22 protein-coding genes and 1 riboswitch are annotated in these 20,639 nt (G+C 60.2%); of the genes, 13 read left to right on the top strand and 9 right to left on the bottom strand.

All coding sequences use genetic code 11. From position 1 onward, the window contains the following. Positions 1-422: 422 nt before the first annotated feature. A complete protein-coding gene (locus tag V6N02_RS12485; protein ID WP_371225933.1) occupies positions 423-1,985 on the bottom strand; it encodes a 2-isopropylmalate synthase in 1,563 nt (520 codons plus the stop codon). A 15-nt stretch (positions 1,986-2,000) separates the two neighbouring features. After that, positions 2,001-2,357, bottom strand: coding sequence for a cupin domain-containing protein (locus V6N02_RS12480; protein WP_371225932.1), 357 nt, complete (start codon positions 2,355-2,357; stop codon positions 2,001-2,003). A 246-nt stretch (positions 2,358-2,603) separates the two neighbouring features. Between V6N02_RS12480 and V6N02_RS12475 the strand changes: the two genes are divergently transcribed. Genes V6N02_RS12475 through V6N02_RS12465 form a run of 3 tightly spaced genes read left to right on the top strand, consistent with a single transcriptional unit; the run spans position 2,604 to position 5,520 of the window. Next, positions 2,604-3,269: an SDR family NAD(P)-dependent oxidoreductase gene (locus V6N02_RS12475; protein ID WP_371225931.1), complete on the top strand. Its 666-nt coding sequence runs from the start codon at positions 2,604-2,606 to the stop codon at positions 3,267-3,269. After that, positions 3,263-4,792: a cryptochrome/photolyase family protein gene (locus V6N02_RS12470; RefSeq protein WP_371225930.1), complete on the top strand. Its 1,530-nt coding sequence runs from the start codon at positions 3,263-3,265 to the stop codon at positions 4,790-4,792. The genes V6N02_RS12475 and V6N02_RS12470 overlap by 7 nt, the downstream gene beginning before the upstream one ends. A 59-nt stretch (positions 4,793-4,851) precedes the next feature. Further along, entirely contained in the window at positions 4,852-5,520 is a 669-nt protein-coding gene (locus V6N02_RS12465) for a phytanoyl-CoA dioxygenase family protein (RefSeq protein WP_371225929.1), read from the top strand. Here V6N02_RS12465 and V6N02_RS12460 read toward each other — a convergent pair. Both V6N02_RS12460 and V6N02_RS12455 read right to left on the bottom strand, forming a co-directional pair. After that, the gene (locus V6N02_RS12460; protein ID WP_371225928.1) at positions 5,517-6,302 is read right to left on the bottom strand and encodes an SDR family oxidoreductase; all 786 of its coding nucleotides are present in this window, start codon (positions 6,300-6,302) and stop codon (positions 5,517-5,519) included. The genes V6N02_RS12465 and V6N02_RS12460 overlap by 4 nt on opposite strands. Before the next feature lie 33 nt (positions 6,303-6,335). Next, on the bottom strand, positions 6,336-7,775 hold the full coding sequence (locus V6N02_RS12455) for an MORN repeat-containing protein (RefSeq protein WP_478013483.1): 1,440 nt from the start codon (positions 7,773-7,775) through the stop codon (positions 6,336-6,338). Between the two features lie 216 nt (positions 7,776-7,991). On the opposite strand from V6N02_RS12455, the gene V6N02_RS12450 reads away from it, so the two are divergent. Next, positions 7,992-9,650, top strand: coding sequence for an NAD+ synthase (locus V6N02_RS12450; protein WP_371225926.1), 1,659 nt, complete (start codon positions 7,992-7,994; stop codon positions 9,648-9,650). 69 nt (positions 9,651-9,719) lie between these two features. Here the strand turns inward: V6N02_RS12450 and V6N02_RS12445 are convergent, their stop codons facing one another. Further along, the gene (locus tag V6N02_RS12445) at positions 9,720-10,259 is read right to left on the bottom strand and encodes a hypothetical protein (RefSeq protein WP_371225925.1); all 540 of its coding nucleotides are present in this window, start codon (positions 10,257-10,259) and stop codon (positions 9,720-9,722) included. Between the two features lie 356 nt (positions 10,260-10,615). On the opposite strand from V6N02_RS12445, the gene V6N02_RS12440 reads away from it, so the two are divergent. Continuing rightward, complete coding sequence (locus V6N02_RS12440) at positions 10,616-11,065, top strand: phage tail protein (protein ID WP_371225924.1); 450 nt, start codon at positions 10,616-10,618, stop codon at positions 11,063-11,065. 12 nt (positions 11,066-11,077) lie between these two features. Next, positions 11,078-11,584 (top strand): STM3941 family protein, encoded by a 507-nt coding sequence (locus V6N02_RS12435; RefSeq protein ID WP_371225923.1) that lies wholly within the window; start codon positions 11,078-11,080, stop codon positions 11,582-11,584. Positions 11,585-11,618: 34 nt separating this feature from the next. Here V6N02_RS12435 and V6N02_RS12430 read toward each other — a convergent pair whose 3' ends face one another. From V6N02_RS12430 to V6N02_RS12420, 3 genes are read right to left on the bottom strand one after another with little or no spacing between them, the layout of a single operon-like run. Then, a complete protein-coding gene (locus V6N02_RS12430) occupies positions 11,619-12,020 on the bottom strand; it encodes a thiol-disulfide oxidoreductase DCC family protein (RefSeq protein ID WP_371225922.1) in 402 nt (133 codons plus the stop codon). 31 nt (positions 12,021-12,051) lie between these two features. Next, on the bottom strand, positions 12,052-12,459 hold the full coding sequence (locus V6N02_RS12425) for a metallopeptidase family protein (protein WP_371225921.1): 408 nt from the start codon (positions 12,457-12,459) through the stop codon (positions 12,052-12,054). Between the two features lie 40 nt (positions 12,460-12,499). Next, positions 12,500-13,414 carry an MBL fold metallo-hydrolase gene (locus tag V6N02_RS12420; protein ID WP_371225920.1) on the bottom strand — a complete coding sequence of 305 codons (915 nt, stop codon included), beginning with the start codon at positions 13,412-13,414 and terminating at the stop codon, positions 12,500-12,502. 202 nt (positions 13,415-13,616) lie between these two features. Between V6N02_RS12420 and V6N02_RS12415 the strand changes: the two genes are divergently transcribed. From V6N02_RS12415 to V6N02_RS12400, 4 genes are all read left to right on the top strand, one after another. After that, positions 13,617-14,045 (top strand): DUF1801 domain-containing protein, encoded by a 429-nt coding sequence (locus tag V6N02_RS12415; RefSeq protein ID WP_371225919.1) that lies wholly within the window; start codon positions 13,617-13,619, stop codon positions 14,043-14,045. A gap of 66 nt (positions 14,046-14,111) precedes the next feature. Continuing rightward, positions 14,112-15,437 carry a glutamate--tRNA ligase gene (gene gltX / locus V6N02_RS12410; RefSeq protein ID WP_371225918.1) on the top strand — a complete coding sequence of 442 codons (1,326 nt, stop codon included), beginning with the start codon at positions 14,112-14,114 and terminating at the stop codon, positions 15,435-15,437. Between the two features lie 142 nt (positions 15,438-15,579). Beyond that, positions 15,580-16,194, top strand: a complete 615-nt coding sequence (locus V6N02_RS12405) for a LysE family translocator (protein WP_371225917.1) — start codon at positions 15,580-15,582, stop codon at positions 16,192-16,194. Between the two features lie 64 nt (positions 16,195-16,258). After that, a complete protein-coding gene (locus V6N02_RS12400) occupies positions 16,259-17,650 on the top strand; it encodes an MATE family efflux transporter (RefSeq protein ID WP_371225916.1) in 1,392 nt (463 codons plus the stop codon). Here V6N02_RS12400 and V6N02_RS12395 read toward each other — a convergent pair. After that, positions 17,647-18,213, bottom strand: coding sequence for a gamma-glutamylcyclotransferase family protein (locus V6N02_RS12395; RefSeq protein ID WP_371226364.1), 567 nt, complete (start codon positions 18,211-18,213; stop codon positions 17,647-17,649). The genes V6N02_RS12400 and V6N02_RS12395 overlap by 4 nt on opposite strands. A gap of 90 nt (positions 18,214-18,303) precedes the next feature. Between V6N02_RS12395 and V6N02_RS12390 the strand changes: the two genes are divergently transcribed. From V6N02_RS12390 to gcvH, 3 genes are all read left to right on the top strand, one after another. Continuing rightward, complete coding sequence (locus tag V6N02_RS12390) at positions 18,304-18,762, top strand: RrF2 family transcriptional regulator (RefSeq protein ID WP_371225915.1); 459 nt, start codon at positions 18,304-18,306, stop codon at positions 18,760-18,762. A 54-nt stretch (positions 18,763-18,816) separates the two neighbouring features. Next, positions 18,817-18,902: riboswitch (glycine riboswitch) on the top strand. A gap of 163 nt (positions 18,903-19,065) precedes the next feature. Further along, positions 19,066-20,193: a glycine cleavage system aminomethyltransferase GcvT gene (gene gcvT / locus V6N02_RS12385; RefSeq protein WP_371225914.1), complete on the top strand. Its 1,128-nt coding sequence runs from the start codon at positions 19,066-19,068 to the stop codon at positions 20,191-20,193. A gap of 20 nt (positions 20,194-20,213) precedes the next feature. Next, entirely contained in the window at positions 20,214-20,573 is a 360-nt protein-coding gene (gene gcvH, locus V6N02_RS12380) for a glycine cleavage system protein GcvH (protein ID WP_371225913.1), read from the top strand. Positions 20,574-20,639: the final 66 nt, after the last annotated feature.

Below are 20,639 nucleotides of genomic sequence, written 5' to 3'. Positions count from 1 at the left end.
GATTAGCGGATCAACGGATTGAACCAGCCTCAGCAGATCCTTTTCGTACGCAACTTCACAGGCGGAAACGGACAGAGACTCGCAATCAAGAACCGAAAAAAGGTTGTCGCGCTGCAGTACAAGATTTGGGTAGGATTCATGGCGTAACATATTGATAATCCTCTATTTTGGAATGGGAGCGGTAAAAATATTCAGAATACAGGCATTAGAAATACTTCTTTAAATTGTAGCCATGAATCATGATTCGCCTTAGAGAAGAAATCGATTCTGCTTGATTTCGGCCATTTCCCGCGTGCGCATAGTCTGGAGAGCAAGGCGTCTGTGACACGAAAAAGCGACGTCTTGCAGAGCGAAACACACTGCAAGACGCCGCTTGATTTTTTTGTCAGCGTTGCGCCGGATGGTCGGCGGAAAGCCCGGATTTACGAGACGTCTTTATACGAAATCTCGGGCGTATCTCCGCCTGTTTTCGTGCGCCGCACGATCAGTCGGTTCAGCGCGTTCACATAAGCCCGCGCCGAGGCGACAACCGTGTCGGTATCGGCCGATTGGCCGGTGGCGATGCGCCCGTCTTCTTCCAGCCGCACCGATACGGTGGCCTGCGCATCTGTGCCCTCGGTGACCGCATGGACCTGATAGAGCGAGAGTTTGGCTGTGTTCGGGAACAACTCGCGCACCGCCTTGAAGGTGGCATCGACAGGGCCATCGCCGGATTGCGTCGCACTGGCCTCGGCGCCATCGACGCTCATCACCAGTGTGGCTTCGGCAGGACCGCCCGTGCCACAGGCGACGCTCAGCGACTTGATCACCAGGTGGTCGTCTTCACCGTCCCCGGCACTGACCAAGGCAATCAGGTCGTCGTCATAGACTTCCTTCTTGCGGTCGGCCAGCTCCTTGAACCGCACGAACACATCGTTGAGCTGATTATCGGCCAGATCATACCCCAGATCGCTGAGTTTCGAGCGCAGCGCGGCGCGGCCCGAATGTTTGCCCATCACGATATTGGTCTCGGTCAGGCCGACATCCTCGGGGCGCATGATCTCGAAGGTTTCGGCGTTTTTCAGCATGCCGTCCTGGTGGATGCCACTTTCATGCGCAAAGGCGTTCTTGCCCACGATGGCCTTGTTGAACTGCACCGCAAAGCCCGACACCGAGGCGACCCGGCGCGAGATATTCATCAGCTTGGTGGCGTCGATGCCGGTGTAATAGGGCATGATATCGCCGCGCACTTTCATTGCCATCACCACCTCTTCCAAGGCCGTGTTGCCCGCGCGTTCGCCAAGGCCGTTGATGGTGCACTCGATCTGGCGCGCGCCACCGGCAACAGCGGCCAAAGAGTTGGCCGTCGCCATGCCAAGGTCGTTGTGGCAATGGGTAGCAAACACCACCTCATCCGCGCCCGGCACTTCGGCAATCAGGCGCTTGATCAGATCGGCGCTTTCCACTGGGGCGGTGTAGCCCACCGTGTCGGGGATATTGATCGTGCTGGCCCCGGCCTTGATGGCAATCTCGACCACGCGGCACAGGTAGTCCCACTCGGTGCGCGTGGCATCCATCGGCGACCATTGCACATTGTCACACAGGTTGCGGGCATGGGTGACCGTCTCGTGGACACGGTCGGCCATTTCATCCTGTGTCAGGTTGGGGATGGCCCGGTGCAGGGGCGAGGTGCCGATAAAGGTGTGGATGCGCGGGGCTTTGGCGTGCTTCACCGCCTCCCAGCACCGGTCGATATCCTTGAGGTTGGCCCGCGCCAGCCCGCAGATCACCGAGTTTTGGGTGTTCTTGGCGATCTCGCTGACGGCGTTAAAATCCCCTTCCGAGGCGATGGGGAACCCGGCCTCGATGATATCGACGCCCATTTCATCCAGCAGCCCTGCGATCTCCAGCTTTTCGGCATGGGTCATGGTGGCGCCGGGGCTTTGTTCGCCGTCGCGCAATGTGGTGTCGAATATAACGACTCGGTCTTTATCGGTCTGTGTCATGTCGGGTCTCGTTTGTCAGATATGGTTTTTGGCGGCGGCAGGAGCGCCGCTGTCACCAGAATTCGGTTCACCCTTGGGTTCGATCAAAAGCACTTTCGCCTCATGCGTCGCGCGGGGACGGTGCACAACCCCTTTGGGCACGATCACCAGCTCTCCGGGGCCAAAACGCACCGGATCAGCGCCCTCATATTCCATCGTCACATCCCCTTCGATGACCAGAAAGAAATCATCGGTGGTGTCGTGTTTGTGGAACGGAAATTCGCCCTGAAATTTGACCACCATGACGTCATTGTCATTATAGCTGGCGACAACCTTGGGATCCCAATGGGTGTCAAACAGGGCAAGCTTCTCGGCGATGTTGATCTTTTGCATTTTGGCGAAATCCTAAGCGGGCATCTCGGGCGCGGAACGGCACATCCTCTGAGCGGTCGCGCCCAAAGGCACGCTCAGAGGCGGCTTAGGAGTAGGATCAGAGCAGCACCAGACACCCCGGTGGGGCGTGCAATCGTGGTGATATGGCTCTGTGTCATCATAGGGTCAGACTATAAGCTTAGGTATTCGCCTTGAAAACCCCCTAAAGCGCTTGACCGGGGCAGGGGGGCTTCTAGCTCTGCTCTCATGAACAAAGCATTACTTATCGGAGCGTCGGGCGGAATCGGGCAGGCCATGTCGGCGGCGCTGACCGCGCGCGGCGTGGAGGTGACCGGGCTGTCGCGCCGCGCAAACGGACTGGACGTGACGGATGAGACATCGGTCGAGGCGGCGCTGGCTCCGCTCGCCGGGCCTTATGATCTGATCTTTGTTGCCACGGGCGCGTTGGAAATCGCCGGGGCTGCCCCGGAGAAATCCATCCGGCAGGTGACGGCATCGGCCATGGCCGATCAATTCGCTCTGAATTGCATTGGCCCCTCTTTGGTGCTGAAACACAGCCTGCATCTGTTGCCCAAGGACCGCCGTGCGGTGTTTGCTGCCCTGTCGGCGCGGGTGGGCTCGATCGGCGATAACCGGCTGGGCGGCTGGTACGCATACCGCACGGCCAAGGCGGCGCTGAACCAGATGATCCATTCTTCGGCAATTGAACTGGCCCGCAGCCATAAACAGGCGATCTGCGTGGCGCTGCACCCGGGCACCGTGGCAACCGATTTCACCGCCAAATATGTGGGCCGTCACCCGGCGGTTGCGCCCGAAGAGGCGGCGCAGAACCTGTTGAATGTGATTGGTGATCTGACACCCGATGACAGCGGCCAGTTCTTCGATTGGCAGGGGAAATCCGTCCCGTGGTAGAGCGTCTTGTCCTGATCCTCGGCGATCAACTGAGCACGGGGCTGTCATCCCTGCGCGAGGCCAATCGCGATACCGACCTGATCGTGATGGCCGAGGTGATGGAGGAAGGCAGTTATGTACCCCATCATCCCAGGAAAATCGCGCTGATCCTGTCGGCGATGCGCCATTTTGCCGAAATTCTGCGCGCAGATGGCTGGCAGGTGGCCTATACGAGGCTGGATGACCCCGAGGCGTCTAAATCTATCGTTGGCGAATTGATGCGCCGGGGGCAGGAACACGGTGTGAGCGAGGTGATTGCCACATGCCCCGGCGAATGGCGTCTGATCGTGGCGCTGGATGATGCCCCGCTGACCGTCACGCTGTTGCCCGATGACCGTTTTATCGCCTCGCTGGACGAGTTCAACGATTGGGCCGAAGGGCGCAAAGAGCTTCGGATGGAGTATTTTTATCGCAACATGCGCCGCAAGACCGGGCTGATGATGGAGGGGGATAAACCCGCCGGGGGCAAATGGAATTACGACCATGACAACCGCAAACCGGCGCAGGGCGATATGTTCCGCTCGGCCCCGATGCAGTTCACACCGGATGAGATCACTGAAGACGTGCTGGACCTTGTCGAGGCGCGGTTTGGCGAGAACTTCGGTGTGCTGCGCCCGTTCTGGTTCGCAACGACGCGCACACAGGCGCTGCGCGCGCTGGATCATTTCGTCAAACACCTGCTTGAGGGGTTTGGCGATTACCAGGATGCGATGCTGGAGAATGACCGTTTCCTGCATCACTCGGTCCTGTCACCCTATATCAACATCGGTCTGCTTTCACCTCTGGAGGTCTGTGAGCGGGTCGAGCAGGCCTGGAAAGACGGCAAGGTGCCGATCAACGCCGCCGAAGGGTATATCCGCCAGATCATCGGGTGGCGCGAATATGTGCGCGGCATCTATTTCCGCGAGGGACCGGATTATCCCACCCGCAACACGCTGGGCCATAAACGCGATTTGCCTTGGATGTATTGGGGGGGCGAGACGCGGATGAACTGTGTCTCGCATGCCGTAGCCCAGACACGGGACGAGGCTTATGCCCATCACATCCAGCGCCTCATGGTGACCGGCAATTTCGCGCTGTTGGCCGGGATTGACCCGCACCAATTGCATGAATGGTATCTTGCCGTTTATGCAGACGCGTTTGAATGGGTCGAGGCGCCCAATACCGTGGGGATGAGCCAGTTTGCTGATGGTGGGATCATCGCCAGCAAACCTTATGTCAGTTCAGGCAATTACATCGACAGGATGTCGGATTACTGCAAGGGCTGCGCCTATTCGGTGAAAGAGAAGGTGGGCGAGGATGCCTGCCCGTTCAACCTGCTCTACTGGCATTTCCTGATCCGCCATCGCGAGCGTTTCGCCAATAACCCCCGCATGGGGCAGATGTATCGCACATGGGACAAGATGGACGAGGCGCGCCGCGTGGCCGTGTTGGCAGGGGGGGATGCCGTTCTGGCCAAGCTGGACGCAGGCGAGGTGGTGTAGCGGGCCTGATCCCCGCTGTCACGCTGGTGCTGATCGGTGTTACCCTCTACATCCCCCTCATGACAAAGGAACAGAACCAGTTTGCCCGACAAGGCTATTTATGGCTGCGTGATGCGGTATCGACCGGTGATCTGCAAAATCTAAAGGATCTTTCGGCATCCGTGCGTGGGCCGGGATCGCGGGTGGCGCGCTCGGACCCCCTGTTTCAGGCCGTGGCTGATCTTCCTGTGGCCCGGCAGATTGCCAAAGCTTTCCCCGGCCAGCGCCCGGTGCGCCTTCTCAGCTTTGACAAGTCAGATGGTTCCAACTGGGCCGTTCCGTGGCATCAGGATCGGATCATCGCAACCGCCACCCGGGCCGATGTGGCGGGGTTTGGAAACTGGTCACAGAAATCCGGGACATGGCATTGCGAGCCGCCCGAGGCGCTGCTGCAAAACATGTTGTTTGTGCGCCTGCATATTGATCCCAGCACTGTGGAGAACGGTGCGATGGAGATTGCCGAGGGCAGCCATCTTCGCGGCATTTTGCCCGGTGATCAGGCTGCGGAGGTCGCCACGCGGCATAAAACATGGGTCACCACGGCCAAACCGGGGGATGTGCTGATCCTGCACATGCTGACATTGCATCGCTCGGGCAGGGCAAGCGATACCGGCGGGCGCGCCGCGTTGCGGATCGACTTTTCACCCGATGACCTGCCTGCACCACTGGCCTGGGCCGACCAGATCTAGCGCGCCCCCAGCGTGGCGCCACCATCCAGCACGATGTTTTCCATGGTGATATGCCGGGCGCGCTGCGACAGCAGGAACAGCGTCAGATCGGCCACGTCATCTGGGCTGGCCATGCGTCCCAGCGGGATGCCCAGTCGCCATTGGGATATGTCGCCCTGCAACACACGCTCAAGGCTGCTGGCATCGCTTTGAAAGCCCCGTTGCATGGGCGTGTCCGTCGATCCGGGCGAGACGACGTTGCAGCGAATGCCATGCTCGGCCAGCTCAAGCCCGAGGCATTTCATCGCGTGGTTCAGCCCGGCTTTCGAGGCGGGATAAGCGCCCAGTGCGGTGCGGGCCGTGGTGCCCGAGTTCGAGCCAATGGTGACAATCGCGCCGGTTCTGGCATCCACCATGCGGCGGGCCACCGTCTGGGTCAGGATCAGGGTTGCGGTCAGGTTGATTTCGATGATGTCGCGGATATCTTGCGCCGGTGTTTCAAGAAGGCGCGACGGAGACAACACGCCTGCCGCGTTCACCAGATAGCGGATCGGGCCAAACCTTGCTTCAGCGTCATCCAAAGCCGCGGCCAGCGCGGTATCATCGCGGATATCCAGCGCCCTGCAGAGCAGGCGGTGTGCGTCCGCGTCTCCCTCGTCTGTCAGGGCGGTGAGCTTTTGTTCCGTGCGGCCGATAGCCAGCACCGCGCAACCTTCTGCCAACAGCATCCGGGCAATGGCCTGCCCGATGCCCTGGCCCGCGCCTGTTACCACCGCCAGACCGTTAAGACCCAGATAGCTCATCCCGTCCGGCACCGGGCCGCCGGGACACGCGGGTCAGTTGGCGTCGGTTGCAGCTGCATCGCCGGTCCCGGTCGCGTCACCTTCGCTTGCCGCATCGCCGGTGTCGGTCGTGTCCGCCTCTCCGGATTGCGTGGTCTGGCTTTCCTCGGCGCCATCGATCCAGTTGCCGCTGACCTCTTCACCGGTGGCATAGCGCATTGTACCGGTGCCCTGGCGTTTGCCGCGCAGGAACATGCCTTCGTAAACGTCGCCATTCACATAGGTCGCTATGCCCTGGCCCGAGATTTCGCCATTCTCCCACTGGCCGACATACTTAAAACCATCGGGCATCACGATCTCGCCCTGCCCATGGCGCTGACCGGCCAGAAACTCGCCGGTATAGACCGTGCCATCGGGATAGGTGGCAATGCCCTGGCCCTGACGTTGGCCGTCAACCCAGTCGCCCTCATAGCGATAGCCATCGGCATAGGTCATCACGCCCTGCCCGTGGTTGCGGGCATTCTTGAATTCGCCCTCATAGCTGACGCCATTGGGATAGGTTGCGATACCGGCCCCCTCGATCACGCCGTCCTGCCAGGTGCCTTCATAGGTGGCACCATCGGCGTAGACGATCTTGCCGGTGCCATTGGCCAGATCCTCGCGGAAATCACCCTCATAGACCGAGCCATCAGGATAGACCACGCGGCCTTGCCCTGCGATCTTCCCGGCCACCCACGATCCGACATATTTGTAGCCATCGGTGCCGGTGAACGTGCCTTGCCCCTCGCGCTGATCATTGGCAAAGGCGCCCTCGTAAATGTCTCCGTTCTGATAGATGACACGGCCTTGCCCCTCGCGGCGCCCCGAGACCAGCTCGCCCTCGTAGATATCGCCATTGGGCTGGGTTAGTTTGCCGGTGCCATTGATCTGCCCGTCTTTCCAAAGCCCGGTATAGATCAGCCCGTCGGGCATGCTCAGCGTGCCTTCGCCGTCACGCGCGCCATCGCTGACCTGGCCCTCATACGTGGCCCCATCGGGATAGGTGATCTTGCCGATGCCTTCTTTGACACCGTTGACCCAGTCGCCGTCATAAATATAGCCGCCGGGGCTTTCCATCCGCCCGCGCCCGTGATGCATCGCATTGAGGAACCCGCCCTCGTAGCGCACACCGTTGGCGTAAATGGCAATGCCGTCGCCGGTGATCTTGCCATCGGCCCAGCCGCCCTCATAGGTGCCACCATCGGTGAACACGATCTTGCCAATTCCGTTGGGCTTGCCCTTGGCAAATTCCCCCTCATAGACCGAGCCATTGGGAAAACGGGCCACGCCCTTGCCCCGAATCTCGCCATCGACCCATTCGCCGGAATACTCATAACCGTTGGGCAGAGTGTAGGTGCCGGTGCCGTGCTGAAGCCCGTTCTTGAACGTGCCCTCATAGATACCGCCATCGTCATATTGCTTGGTCTGGACCTCGCCGTCCTGCGCTGCGGCCATCCCGGCCAAACCAACGGTTAAGGCAAAAATCAACGGTCGTGCAAAGATCTGCATCATCATCCGGCTATAACCCCCTGCCTGCACTCTCGTGCAGATCGTTTCAGCGAAATCTATTGGACCTTGCCGGGCGGGGCAACGGCTTTCCGGTAAATCGCCTTTCCCTTGCGCGCCTATCTGCTAAATCTTGCGCACGAAGACCTGCGAAAGGGCAGAGATATGGCCGATACCTTCCGCCTGACACTGGCACAGCTGAACGCCACTGTGGGCGATCTTGCAGGCAACGCAGCCCTTGCGCGCAAAGCGTGGGAGGCCGGGCGCGAGGCCGGGGCCAACATGGTCGCGCTGCCCGAGATGTTCATCACCGGCTACAACACGCAGGATCTGGTGATGAAACCGGCCTTTCATCAGGCGGCGATTGCCGAGATCGAGAAACTGGCGGTTGATTGTGCCGACGGTCCGGCGCTGGGCATTGGCGGCCCGGCGCTCAGCGGTGCGGGGCTCTATAATGGTTATTACATCCTGAAAAACGGGACGATCAGTGCGACAGTGCTGAAACATCATTTGCCCAATGAGACCGTGTTTGACGAGGTTCGCATCTATGACAGCGGCGATATCGGCGGGCCTTATGCGGTGGGGGATGTACGCATCGGCACTCCGATTTGCGAGGATGGCTGGCACCCCGACGTGGCCGAAACCCTGGCCGAGACGGGCGCCGAGTTTCTGCTGATCCCTAATGGCTCACCCTATTACCGCAACAAGATGGAGACGCGGCAGAACCTGATGGTCGCGCGTGCGATTGAGACCGGGCTACCGGTGATCTATCTCAACCTTGTCGGTGGGCAGGATGATCAGGTGTTTGACGGGGGCACGTTCGCATTGAACCCCGGCGGGGAACTCGCCCTGCAAATGCCCGTGATGCAAGAGGCGATTGCCCATCTCGATCTGGTGCGCACCGGGGACGGATGGCGGGCCGAACCGGGCGAGTTGGCCCATATCCCCGACGCTTATGAGCAGGATTACCACGCGATGGTGCTGTCTTTGCGCGACTACATGCGCAAAACCGGGTTCAAGAAAGTGCTGCTTGGCCTGTCGGGTGGGATCGACAGCGCGATCGTGGCGACGATTGCATCGGATGCGCTTGGTCCCGAGAACGTGCGCTGCGTAATGCTGCCCTCGGAATACACGTCGCAATCCTCATTGGACGATGCCAAGGCGGTGGCTGAAAATCTTGGCTGCCGGTATGATTTCGTGCCCATCGCCGAAGGGCGTCAGGCCATCACCAACACGCTGGCCCCGCTGTTTGAGGGCACCGAAGAGGGGCTGACCGAGGAGAACATCCAGTCGCGCCTGCGCGGTTTGCTGTTGATGGCGCTCTCCAACAAGTTCGGGGAAATGCTGCTGACCACCGGCAATAAGTCCGAGGTGGCGGTGGGCTATGCCACGATCTATGGCGATATGGCAGGGGGGTACAACCCCATCAAGGATATGTATAAAACCCGTGTTTTCGATATCTGCCGCTGGCGCAATGCCCATCACCGCGACTGGATGATGGGACCGGGGGGCGAGGTGATCCCCCCGAACGTGATCCAGAAACCGCCCAGTGCCGAACTGCGCGAGGATCAGAAAGACAGTGATTCATTGCCCGACTACCCGGTGCTGGATGGCATTCTGGATATTCTGGTCGATCAGGATGGGTCCATCTCGGATTGCGTGGCGGCCGGGTTTACCCGCGAAGATGCCAAACAGGTCGAACATCTGCTCTACATCTCGGAATATAAACGCTTCCAATCCGCCCCCGGCACCCGCCTTTCCAAACGCGCCTTCTGGCTGGATCGGCGCTATCCCATCGTGAACCGCTGGCGGGATGAGGGATAAAGTACCGTTTGATCCCGCGGTGCACTTTGGGACGCGCTTCGCAGGAAGCTTGCCTCGGGAAAGGGCTGATTACTGCAGCCTGACGACGAAGTCCTGCCATTCCAGCATGTTGAAACCGAGAATCCGAACAGCGGCATAGGTCAGCATACCACCAAACAGGAAATAGACCGGCACTCGACCCAGTGCGAAACCGCGCAGAAAAACCCCGACCAGGCCAAAAAGCAGGGACAGCGCGATCAGGCAAAACACGATGAACACGCCACCCTGCTGAAAGAGCTGAGAGGTTTCTGTGTCAATGTAACGGGCGGCTGACACCATGAACATGTAAAAGCAGGCAATCGCGCCAATGACGAATCCTAGAAGCGAGAATAGCAACCGCAACCAACCGGACGTCTGCCGCGCGGGCTGCGCCTCTTCGATCTCATCTTGAAACCCATCCGATGAGGCAACCAACAATCTATACATCGCACGTGCCATCATGATGATTCCAAACAGGAACATCACCGATCCGCCAAGACCGAGCCCGATCAATACTCCAGGTAACTCACTGTCCCGAAGCGCATCGTAATGCTGGTTGGCCTGCCTTAACGTCTGAAGGCCCGCGATCATGACCGCTCCACCAATTACGAAGCGGCGGTTGATCCGCTTTTGGCCACGGGACCGCTTTGGCCCACCTCTGCGTGCCTCCACTTGCTGTTGCGGTGATGACTTTGCGCTGATGCGCTGTAAGCGGTCCTGAAAACCCGCGTTGGACATGGCCTGATTCCACACTCTGAGGTTGAACGATCGATGTGGTTTGCCCCAGAAACGTGGCGAAAATCAGTCAGGTTTCAAGTATAACTATGAGCAAGGAGGGCAATGGTTCTCTAAACCACGCTTTGGCTGGGCTGGCGCCATGCAATCGTCAATGCCTGGCAGGATGAGGGGTGATTGGCGGCTGGGGCAATTCGGTCTAAGCTGGCCCCATGTCGGATGTCATACCTCCCGTCGCGTTCCACTTCGCTGTCAGGTTTGCAGGTGATCAAGACGTGGCCTTTGCCTGTCAGGAAGTGTCCGGCCTTGAGGCGAGGATGGATGTCGAAACGATCATCGAAGGCGGTGAGAACCGTTTTGTCCATCAGCTTCCAAAAACCGTGAAGCACCCAAATCTGAAACTGAAGCGCGGTCGGACCACAAGCACGTCCGAGATCGTGACATGGTGCAAATCCGTTTTTGAAAGTGATTTGGCCGCGCCCCTTCAACCCAAGGGCCTGACCGTGTCTTTGCTTGATGGCGAGGGCGAACCGGTGGCTGAATGGCAGGTCTCGAACGCCTATCCGGTCAAATGGTCCGTCGGCAGTTTTGATGCCATGCGCAATGAGTTGGCCATTGATAGTATCGAACTGGCCTATACGCGCATCTCGCGGACTCTGTGACACACCCACACCATGACCACACAGCCGTTTGAAATTCATGCCCCGCGCCTCAGAACTCTTCTTCTTGCTGGTGTCGGCGTCGCCATGACCGCCCTGTCCGTATTGCCCCTGTGGCTGGCCTGGCAGGGCGAGGTCGAGTCCTTCGTCATGCTGCCCATCGGCCTTGTCGGCATCCTGTTTTTCGGGACGGCGACCGTGACCGCGCTGTTCCGGCTCCTCTCGCCCAAACCGGTCCTGCGGGTGGACGCGGCGGGCATCCATGTCTGGCGTTACCCCCTGCTGCGTTGGGAGGAATTCGCCTATGCGGATGCCGCCGCCTCGGCGCGCGAGGTTTTCCTGGTTCTGCACACGGTTGATGACGATGCCTACCGCGCACGGATGGTCTGGTACCGCAGGCTTTGGGCGCGGGGCAATGCGGCGTTGATCGACGGTGCGGTTTACCTTTCTCAGCGGCTTTTGCCCGGCACAGCAATGGACCTTGCCGAGCGGATCAATTCGGCCCGAAAGGCCATTGTTTAAGGCCCGCCGCCTCCTGACAGGCGTCGGCGATGCCCTAGCGCGTCTGTTCCGATGCGGCCTTGGCCAAGCGGCGCCCAAGGACACGGGCCAGAACGGGCCGAATGGGCAGAAACGCGCGATAGGCCAGTTCCAGAACCGGCAGGACACCCGGAAAAGTGGCGAGCCGTGCCGCAATACGCCAGCGTGGCAACGCCCCCCAGATCCGGGCAAATCCGGCCGCCCCCAAGATCAGCGTCCCATCGGTATCGCGCACATGAAACCGGCCTAATGCCTGTGATCGGCTTAAGCCATCCCCAAGGTCGGTGTCCGCCTCGGATGCATCGACAAACGCCAGCTTGTCAGCCCCCGCCTGCCGCTTGTAATGGGCGATTTCAAACGAACAGAGCGGGCAGGCACCGTCGTAGTAGACGGTCATTTTCTGATTGGTCTGGGTCATGAAGGGGATACGGGCCGGGGGGCGAATTGGTTCACTCCCACCAGCGATCCACGGTTGCGATATCCGCGTCCGACCAGCCGAAATGATGGGCAAATTCATGCACGGTCACATGGGCGATCAGATCGTTGAGTTCGACATCCCCCCGCTCGCGCCATTCCGCCAATATGGGTTCGCGAAACAGCCAGACGGTGTCGGGGGCCTGGGGCTGATGGCTGACCGATTTCTCGGTCATCGGGATGCCCTCGTAAAGTCCGGTCAGTTGGGCCGGCTGATGCAGCCCAACCGCATCCAGCATATCCGCGCTGGGCCAATCCGCCACGCGCAAAGCCACCTGCCGGGCCGCATCGCGAAACAGCGCGGGAAAGCCCTCGACCGTGGCGCGGGCGATTTGCTCGAAAACCTGAGTGTCGGTGGCAGTGGGTGATTGCAGGTCGCTCATGCCCCTGAATATGGGCGGGGATACGACCCGCGAAAAGCCCTTACAGCATCAACTGGTAACTATGCGCCGCATAGCGATACCCGTCGCCGTCCCGTTCGACATAGCCCAAACCGGGCCAGGGCATGTGATAGCCCACGAACGGCACGCGATCAGTGGCCATCATATCCAGCAGGGTGCGGCGGGTCTGGGCCGCGGCGGCCTTGTCCATGTCAAACTTCACTTCCCAGTCGGGTTTGGCCAGTGACCAAACATAGTGATTGGCGAAATCCGCGGCGATGATCAGGGATTGTCCTTCGCTTTCAAGGACATGTACCATGTGCCCGGGCGTGTGCCCAAAAGCGGCCATGGCCGTGTGGCCGGAAAAACCGCTGTCGCCATCCTCCATCATCACCATCTGCTCGGCCAGCGGGCGGACGTTGCTGTCAAACCCTGCATTGTCCATCGCCGCCCAGGCATCAAATTCGACACGGCCCGTGGCATAGCGCGCATTGGTGAATGTTGGCGCACCGTTCTCCATCAGCCCGCCAATGTGATCGCCATGCATATGGGTCAGCACCACCAGGTCGATCATGTCCGAGGCATATCCCGCAGCCTCCAGCGCCTTGTGCATCCCTTCGGCGTTCAGCCCGGTGTCAAACAGCACAAGTTCCGCGCCGGTATTGACCACGGTGGGGGTAAAGAAGAACTGCGCTTTGTCATTGGGAATATTGGCCTGCGCCGAGGCGGCATCGAACTCCTCCGCGTTGACATTCATTCCGAAAATCGTCTGTGGGTCGGGCCGCACGGCAGCCCCCGCCAGCAGGGTCGTCACTTCGAACGCACCCAGCTTGAAGCGGCGAAACGGCGCCATATCCACGCCCAGCATGGGCGCTTCGGCGCGGGCGGCGATCGGGGCGAGGGGCAGGGCGGCAGCGGTGGCCATCATGGCGCGGCGGGTCAGGCGGGGGGATGTCATGGCAATTCTCCTGTTGGTATCGCTTCAATATAGAGCCGTCGGGTGACAGGCAGGCCTCTCTCACGCTAATGTGAGGCAAAAGCGTTTCGCGAATAACTTGTCACACAACCATTCGTGAAACGCCCACTACATATGAGTGTTGTGCCCGTTTCGCGTCCATTGATAGCTTCAAGTTTAACACGAAACGGTTTCGGAGCGCGCCATGACCAGCAACAAAACGCAACCGACCCCGCAGAACCCTGCCGATTTCATTGCCGGGGTCGAACCGGCCCGCCGCCGTGCGGATGCCGAAACACTGCTCACGTTCTTTCACAAGGTGACCGGCTTCGATCCGGTGATGTGGGGGGGCTCCATCATCGGCTATGGGCGCTATCACTATGTCTATGAAAGTGGGCGCGAGGGCGATTTCCTGGCCACCGGGTTCAGTCCGCGCAAGGCCAGCCTATCGCTTTACATCATGCCCGGCTATCAGGACTACAAGGATATCTTGCCGCGTCTGGGCAAGCACAAGCTGGGCAAGGCCTGTCTCTACATCAACAAACTGGACGATGTGGATATGGATGTGCTGGCCGAACTGATCCGCGCAGGCCTGCGAGACCTGGACAAAAGATGGCCGGTGCACCCCGCCTGACCCTTTGAATTCTGGACAATCACCAACCGCTGTGACATTGCCAGCCGCGAACTAGGAGCATGACCCATGACCACCACCCGTTTCGCGCCGTCCCCTACCGGATACATCCATGTGGGCAACCTGCGCACTGCCCTGATGAACTATATGATCGCCCGTAAAGCAGGCGGGACGTTCATCCTGCGGATTGATGACACTGATCCGGAACGTTCGAAACAGGAATATGTGGATGCGATCCAGGAGGATCTCGAATGGCTGGGCCTGACATGGGACCGGGTCGAGCGGCAATCGGACCGGCCGGATCGGTACGCCGAGGCCGCCGATAAACTGCGCGAGATGGGGCGCTTTTACGAGGCGTTTGAAACCCCGACCGAGCTGGACCTGAAACGCAAGAAGCAACTGAACATGGGCAAACCGCCGGTCTATGACCGCGCCGCTTTGGCCTTGTCCGACGCCGAGAAAGAGGCATTGCGCGCCGAACGCGGCAGCGGTGTGTGGCGGTTCAAACTGGATCAGGAGCGGATCGAATGGATCGACGGTATCCTCGGCGATATCTCGATTGACGCGGCCTCGGTTTCGGACCCGGTGCTGATCCGGGGTGACGGGCAGGTGCTCTATACGCTGGCCTCTGTGGTGGACGATACCGAGATGGGCGTGACCCATGTGGTGCGCGGATCGGACCATGTGACCAACACTGCGACGCAAATCCAGATCATTCACGCCCTGGGCGGACATGTGCCTGAATTTGCACATCATTCCCTGTTGACCGGCCCGCAGGGTGAAAGCCTGTCGAAGCGGTTGGGCACCTTGTCCCTGCGCGATCTGCGCGCTGCGGGTGTCGAACCCATGGCACTGCTCAGCCTGATGGCGCGGCTTGGCTCGTCCGACCCGGTCGAGTTGCGGGCCGATATGGCCGAGCTGATCGAGGGCTTTGATATCGGGCGGTTCGGCGCGGCCCCGACCAAGTTTGACGAACAGGACCTCTATCCGCTGACCGCGCATCATCTGCAAACACTGCCCTATGAGAGCGTGAAGAATCAGGTGGCGGCTTTGGGCGTGCCTGATCATCTTGCACTGCATTTCTGGTCGGTGGCGCGCGACAACATCACCACGATGGCCGATCTTGAGGGCTGGTGGGTGTTGTTCCGCGACGGGGCCGATCCGGTGATCGACGAGGAGGATGCCGAGTTCGTGGCCGAGGCCATGGCGCTGCTGCCTGACGGCCCCTACACCATCGAAAGCTGGGGCGAATGGACCGCGGCGGTGAAAGAGGCGACCGGGCGCAAGGGCCGGGGCCTGTTCATGCCCCTGCGCAAGGCGCTGACCGGACAGTCGCATGGGCCCGATATGAGCCACGTTCTGCCACTGTTGCAGGTGATCCGCGCCAAGGGCTGACCTCTCAGGCTTCCCGACTTTATGCTATCATCCTCTGACGCAAGGCATATGCGACTGCGTCACAGCTTTGTCCTGAGAACTCAGGTAAAGGTTATGATTCAGGTTTTGGCGGACGCTTCAGGCCTGCATGAGGAAAGACGATATGGATTCAAGCACCGCATTCGCTCTGATTGGGGCAACAACCCTTCTTGTGGCGATTCCAGGCCCGAACGTCGCTTTGATCATCGCCAATACCATTGCCCGCGGATTCCGGCTGGGGGCGATGACTGTTCTGGGCACCACCATAGGTGTGGCCATTCAGCTTGCCGTTGTTGTTACCGGGCTGGCAGCCCTGCTTGAGTTCGCAGGCGCGGCCTTCACATGGTTGAAATGGGCTGGTGTGTTTTATCTGCTTTATCTCGGTGTCTTGTCCTGGAGGCAGGGTGTCGAGGATTTTGGGGCGACCACGCCAAGTCAAAGGCCGGGGCGGGTACTTTTCTGGCAGGGGCTGTTGCTGGCGATGATCAATCCCAAAACACTGTTCTTCAACGCCGCGTTTCTTCCCCAATTCATAGGCCCCGATGCAGCGGGGACAGCATTGGTACCCGTCGCAGCGCTTTATCTGTGCGTGATTTTCCTGGGCGATCTGGTATGGGCGAGTTCGGCACACTCGGCGCGACCGCTGATCCTGAGGCTGGGGCGGCTCAGGCACCGGCTGACCGGGGGGTTGTTCTTTGGTGCCGGGGTTGGTTTGGCGCTGTCGCGGGTCGAGCGTTAAAAGGCCGGGGTTGTCGCCATGTCGCCCAGATGATTGAGTGCGGGTCTTATGATAAGGCCCGATAATGAGTGACGACCGCGCGAAATTCCTGACCGGCAACCTGTTTGCCCATGTCAGTGTCATGTCCCTGACCGCGTCAGTCGGCCTGATCGCGGTGTTCTTCGTCGATTTCATCGACATGATCTTCATCTCGATGCTGGGTGAGCCTGAATTGGCTGCGGCTGTTGGGTATGCGGGGGCGATCCTGTTTTTCACCACCTCGTTCGGCATTGGTCTTGCGATCACCGCCGGGGCGTTGGTGGCGCGCGCCCTTGGTGCAGGACAGCGTGAAGAGGCGCAGGTCAAAGCCACCAACACCCTGATTTACGGCGTTCTTTTCGGGGCGATCTTTGCCGCGTCGGTCTGGGTCAACCTGCACCATCTCGTCGCCCTTCTGGGGGCAACGGGGGAAACTGCGGATCTGGCCGTGCATTACTTGCAAATCATTGTCCCCACCTTGCCGTTCCTGATGGTTGGCATGACCGGCGGGGCGATCCTGCGGGCGCATGGGGATGCCAAGCGGGCGATGTATGCCACGATCTATGGCGGCACGGTCAACGCGGTGCTGGACCCGATCCTGATCTTCGGTCTGTCCATGGGTCTGACCGGGGCCGCCTGGGCCAGCGTGGCGGCGCGGCTGACCATCGCGGCGATGGCCCTGCGCCCGATCCTGCGCCATTACGGCGGGTTTGCGTGGCCCACGCCGATGGCATTGCTGCGTGATCTGCCGCCCATTCTGGCCATCGCTGTCCCCGCAATTCTGACCCAACTGGCGACACCCGTGGGGCAGGCCTATGTCACCCGCGCCATGGCCGCCTATGGCGAGTCCGCCGTGGCGGGCATGGCCATTGTCGGCCGCCTGATCCCGCTGGCATTCGGGGTGATTTTCGCCCTGTCTGGGGCGGTTGGCCCCATCATCGGTCAGAATTTCGGCGCCAAGGACCGCGAGCGCGTGAATGGCGCTTTGTGGGCGGCGCTGACATTCACGGCCCTCTACGTGGTTGGAATGGCCCTGCTTTTGTTCTTCCTGCGCGCGCCGCTGGCCGATCTGTTCGGGGTAGACGGACAGGCCCGCGACCTTGTTTATCTGTTCTGCGGACCGCTGGCCTTGGCGTGGTTCTTCAACGGGATGTTGTTCATCGCCAACGCAGGGTTCAACAATTTGGGCCACCCGTTTTACTCCACCACACTGAACTGGGCGCGCCATACGCTGGGCACGATCCCTTTCGTGATGTTCGGGGCCTGGCTGATGGGTGCGCCGGGCGTTTTGATCGGACAGGCAGTGGGCGGCGTGCTGTTCGGGTTGCTGGCCTATTGGCTGGTCCTGCGCAAAGTGGCCACGCTGGCGTCACTGGGGCCGGTGGAACCGTTCCAGCGGCAGGCCCGTATGCTGCAGATTTTCCAGGTTCGCCGCTAGGCGCGGATCAGTCGCACGCCTAAATCGAACAGATGATCATCGACAAACGCGCGCTCGGACGGTCCCAGTCTCGTGTGGCGCGGATAGACCGGATCGGCGCGGTCCGCCAGCACCGGCGCATCCCAGCCGCTCGTGGTCTCAAAGAACCGCCGCGCTCCGTCCTCGCCAAATTCGCGCAGATAGCCTTGTACCACCACGTCGATGTAACTCAGTAGCACCGGCCCATGCTCGTCCGGGTGGCCATGCTTGCCGTCCGGGATGGCATAAACCGCGATCTCGGGCTGATCGGGCAGGGGATGCGCAACCTGATGGGCGGCCGCCACGCGCTCATACGCCCCTTCACGTTTGTCCAGCGCGTCCCAGTCATCATGCGGCACCTGCGCGATCAACCCGTCAATGTCGCCCGTCTCGTCCGGCACCACCGTCAGATAGGCCACCTGGCGCAGCCGGGTGTGCCGCCAGACTCGCCGCCATCCGGTTAGTCGCGCGCGGTGCGCACCCTCGAAATGATGCGTGTCGCGGTTCACCAGGCTACCATAGCCGAAGAAATATGCATGTGGGATCAATGTTTTACCCGTGCTCTTGATTTAGGTCATGTTTTAAAGGTCTTTTTGCCCGCAGGGTGTGCCAAGTTCAAGCAATGAGGTCGCTTAATGCGGATCACCAAACGAACAAATATTGCAATTCGCGTGTTGATGTATTGCGCGGCCAACATGGACCGGCTGGTCACAAAGGCCGAAATCGCCGAGCGCTGTAACACCTCGGAAAGCCATCTGGCGCAGGTCATCAACCGGCTGGCGCAACTGGACTATTTGCATACGCAACGGGGACGCTCGGGCGGGATTACGCTGGATCGGCATCCCAAGCGGATCGTGATCGGCGATGTCTTTCGCCAACTCGAATCGCATACCCCCATCGCCGAGTGCTTTGCCGATGTCGACAATACCTGCCCTCTGGTCAGCGCCTGTCGCTTGCGTCTGGCCATCGCCGATGCGGCCGAAGCTTTCTTTGCCCATCTTGATGCGGTCACGCTTGAAGCGCTGGTATGTGACAACGACGCTTTGTTTGAAATCTTCACCCCCTCGGCCTGCAGCCGAAAAGAGCTGGCCTGAGGTCGCCGCAGCAAAACCGCTTGAACCGACTCGGGCGGTATACTAACGTACACTCAAATCGGAACGGGAGAACTGGCCCCGCCAGTGCCGAAGGAGCAACCGCCCCGGAAACTCTCAGGCAAAAGGACCGACCCGATTTCATAAACTCTGGAGAGACCCCGTAAAGTGACGGGGCGCCGAAGGGATAGCGATCTCAGGCGAAAGGACAGAGGGGGCATCATCGCAAGGCTTTCGTGCCTTGCAGACGTGATGCCGGACTGATTTGCTGAAAATCAAACTGGCGCAAATTGGGAAGGATACCCGATGAGCGAGACTTTGCGGCAAACGCCCCTGACCGCCCTCAACGCGGAACTGGGTGGTAAGATGGTGGGCTTTGCGGGCCACGAGATGCCCGTGCAATTTCCCTTGGGCGTGATGAAGGAACATCTGCACACCCGCGCCAAGGCCGGGCTGTTTGACGTCAGCCATATGGGCCAGGTGATCGTGCGCCACCCCGATGGTTATGGCGGGGCGGCGACAGCGATGGAGTCGCTTGTGCCGGTCAATCTGCTGGGCCTTGGCGACAAGCGACAACGCTATGGCTTTTTCACCAATGACGCGGGCGGGATCATGGATGACCTGATGATCGCCCATCGCGGGGACGAGATGTTCGTGGTGGTCAATGCCGCCTGCAAGGCCGATGACATTGCCCATATGCGCGCCAATCTGGAGGGCTGCGAAGTCGAGGAAATCACCGACCGCGCCCTGATTGCCTTGCAGGGTTCGGCCGCCGAGGCGGTGCTGGAACCCATCGCGCCGGGCTGTGACATCATGAGATTCATGGATGTTGGCCTGTTTTCCTCGGATTACGGTGTCCTTTGGATTTCCCGCTCGGGCTATACGGGCGAAGACGGTTTTGAAATCTCGGTCCATGCCACCCATGCCGAGGCGCTGGCCCGCGCATTGTTGGCCCACGAAGACGTGGAACCCATTGGCCTCGGCGCGCGTGACAGCCTGCGCCTGGAGGGCGGGCTTTGCCTATATGGCAACGATATTGACATCGCCACCAGCCCGGTCGAGGCAGGGCTGACCTGGGCAATCCAGAAGGTGCGCCGCACCGACGGCGAGCGGGCGGGTGGCTTTCCGGGCGCGGCCCGTATCCTGCACGAGCTGGACAATGGCGCGACCCGCAAACGCGTTGGCCTGCGCCCCGAGGGGCGTGCCCCGATGCGGGAAGGGACCGAGTTGTTCGCCAGTGCCGAGGGGGGCGAGGCCATTGGCCATGTCACCTCGGGCGCGTTCGGGCCAACGATCGAAGGGCCGATGTCGATGGGTTATGTGCCGATTGACATGGCTGCATCCGGCACACAACTTTTCGGAGAGGTGCGGGGCAAACGCCAACCTGTTCAGGTGGCCGATATGCCTTTCACCCCCGCCACATTCAAACGCTGATTATCAAGGGAGAGACCAAGATGAAATTCACCGAAGAACACGAATGGCTGCGCGAAGAAGATGGCGTGATTGTCGTGGGCATCACCGAACATGCCAGCGAGCAGCTGGGCGATATCGTTTTCGTAGAACTGCCCGAAGTGGGCACCGAGGTGACCAAGGACGATGAGATCGTGGTGATCGAAAGCGTCAAGGCCGCCAGCGATATTCTGGCCCCGATCGACGGTGAGATTGTCGAGGTCAACGAGGCACTGGCAGATGAGCCCAGCAAGGTGAATGAAGACGCCATCGGCGACGGTTGGTTCTTCAAGATCAAAGCCAGCGACCCATCCCAGATGGACGATTACATGGATGAAGCCGCTTACCAGGCCTTCATCGCCTGATCTGACGCAGGCCTGGGGTTTTTCGTGCGAAACCTCTCTGGCCTGCAGCCGAGATTACTTTGGAAC

The organism is Roseovarius conchicola (assembly GCF_041403425.1).
Lineage (GTDB): Bacteria > Pseudomonadota > Alphaproteobacteria > Rhodobacterales > Rhodobacteraceae > Roseovarius > Roseovarius conchicola.
This window is presented reverse-complemented; position numbering and strand designations above follow the sequence as displayed.